This is a genomic window from Psychrobacter sp. (assembly GCF_035469765.1).
Classification (GTDB): Bacteria; Pseudomonadota; Gammaproteobacteria; order Pseudomonadales; family Moraxellaceae; genus Psychrobacter.
In genome coordinates this window covers 1-1,983 of sequence record NZ_DATIRM010000125.1, presented here as the reverse complement: position 1 = coordinate 1,983, position 1,983 = coordinate 1, and the positions used below count along the sequence as shown (strand labels likewise).

Sequence of the window (1,983 nt, the reverse complement as noted above, 5' to 3'; positions counted from 1 at the left end):
TAGCCCGCTAATGACAACACCCGAGTGTTTGAGCTAAGCGCAAGATTGCGCTGAGACATATAATTTTGCTGTAATGATAAATCGATAGTTTGTAGTGGTACGGATTGTTTAATCAGAGGTTTTGGCAGCCCCTTATAACTGATATAGGGCTCATCATAGTGATCAATAGTTTCTTCAAAACTGGTCGTTAACCCTTCATAAATCTCGGTGTCAGCTGCTAAAAAACTGACATCTACAGATGTAGAACTGTTTTCAATATCGTCACGAGGTGTGTCCCAGCAATGAGGAGTAGGTTCATTATGGGGCTGATAAAACGGTCTTTGGTCGGCTAAGCTTATAGGCTTAACTTTAATATTATTTGTCTTAATTTCACGTGGTTTCTTAGGTTTCTTAGGTTTCTTAGGTTTCTTAATTTTTAAGTAGTGCGCGATTTGATACGCTGCTGTAATTTTATCTATTTGGCCAAGCTTAGCTTTTAGTTCAGACTCATTTTCTTCTAATTCTTTTACATTAATAGCGTGGCCATTGTTTAAAGACGCGAATGTTACCTGTTGCAGTTGTAACAAAGTTGTAAATATCGATAATATGCATTCTGCATCCATGGTTAGCTGAGGAAAATCAGGTAATTCACGCCAAATCCATGTTCGTCTAGGAGATCCTGAAAACTGAGCCTGTTTAAACTGCATCAGTATGTTATCACTATGGGTTTTTGTACTATGCTGCATCAGCAGTACACCGGTGTACATAGAGATAGCCAGCCATAGCAATTGTTTGCGTGAGCGCTCTTGCTGCCGTCTGACTACAATATCCTGCATGAGGATAAGCAATTGCATTATGAGCGGTTTTTTCGCTAATGCTGATTTACTAATTTGCATATGGCGGTGCGCGACCGGCTCTCTTCGTAATATCTGTACGATACACTCAAGCAAATACTGGATAGGTTCATTCGGATGTATATAGCTGTCATTTATCGATATAACGATGGCAGATATGGCAGCTAAAACTGCTTCTTGGTACGTAAATTCCTCATCATCGTTAAGTAAGTTAACGATATCTGTTAATTCTTGAGCACTAAACCATTCTCGCTGCTTATAAACGACTTCACCATTTTGTGTCATGAGGCATTCTCGGAGGGGCGTTTGTGATAGGTTTGCTCGGTTATATTGATGAGCTGACAAAATATAGTGATAGGAAAGATGTTTTTGCCGAATAATTGTTGATTGGTTTCTTTTGTTAAAAGCTCATTGAGGTATTTATAAATAAGCTTTAGATCTAGTCTCTTTTTATGCTGAGCTATGATGCCAATTAGTTCATAAAAGGGTATACCAAACTTTAGCTGCTCTTTATTTATGTCGCTTATCAGCATTTCTTGCTTTAGTATCTTTTGATCAATATGAGGGCTTTTTAATAAGTGATAAAGCTCAAAGTTATTGACGAGTAGCCATTTTTCCTCATTTTTAATGAATAATGTGGGTTTAGAGTAGGCAAGGCTTTGCTCAATTTCTAGGGTGTGAACATCAATTAAAGGTCGAATTTGATTGGTATAAATATCGAACAAACCAATAAACTGTGGAAAAATAAGTATTGTGGTTCTCTGCAGTTTGGCTATGGATGCTGTATTCATTAGTTTCCCACTCAATCATCGACACGCAGTTATTTAGTCGTCATTTATCGTCTACTTACCTCCACTCATACATTACAGTCACTACAGAGCAAATAAAACCTAAAATCATATGCTTTTTCACAAAAATAGAAACAACACGTCAACTAATGACGCTTTTGAGGTGAGGTTAGGTTTTAAGAGGAGTTTTCGATGAGCTGGAGGTTACAATGTCAGAGTAGTGAAGTCGTCATACCCTCAAAGTTATATTTGATGAAAAATATGTAAAAAGAGAATGAAAAATTTATTTGGTAGTACGCTTCACTTATACACGACTGACCGTTGAGCTCTAAGTAGGTGCATTGCCCTCAGTTTTAAAAATT

At 37.4% G+C, this 1,983-nt stretch carries 2 protein-coding genes; both read right to left on the bottom strand.

Translation table 11 applies throughout. The features are described from left to right. The coding region (locus VLN09_RS03615) for a hypothetical protein (protein ID WP_325243828.1) at nucleotides 1-1,178 on the bottom strand (1,178 nt) is incomplete at its 3' end. Beyond that, entirely contained in the window at nucleotides 1,115-1,624 is a 510-nt protein-coding gene (locus VLN09_RS03610; RefSeq protein ID WP_325243827.1) for a hypothetical protein, read from the bottom strand. The genes VLN09_RS03615 and VLN09_RS03610, both read right to left, overlap by 64 nt. Between the last annotated feature and the right edge of the window lie 359 nt (nucleotides 1,625-1,983).

Bases quoted from the DNA above. Each gene is read 5' to 3' on its own strand.
- VLN09_RS03610 (WP_325243827.1), bottom strand. From the start codon at position 1,624: ATGAATACAGCATCCATAGCCAAACTGCAGAGAACCACAATACTTATT.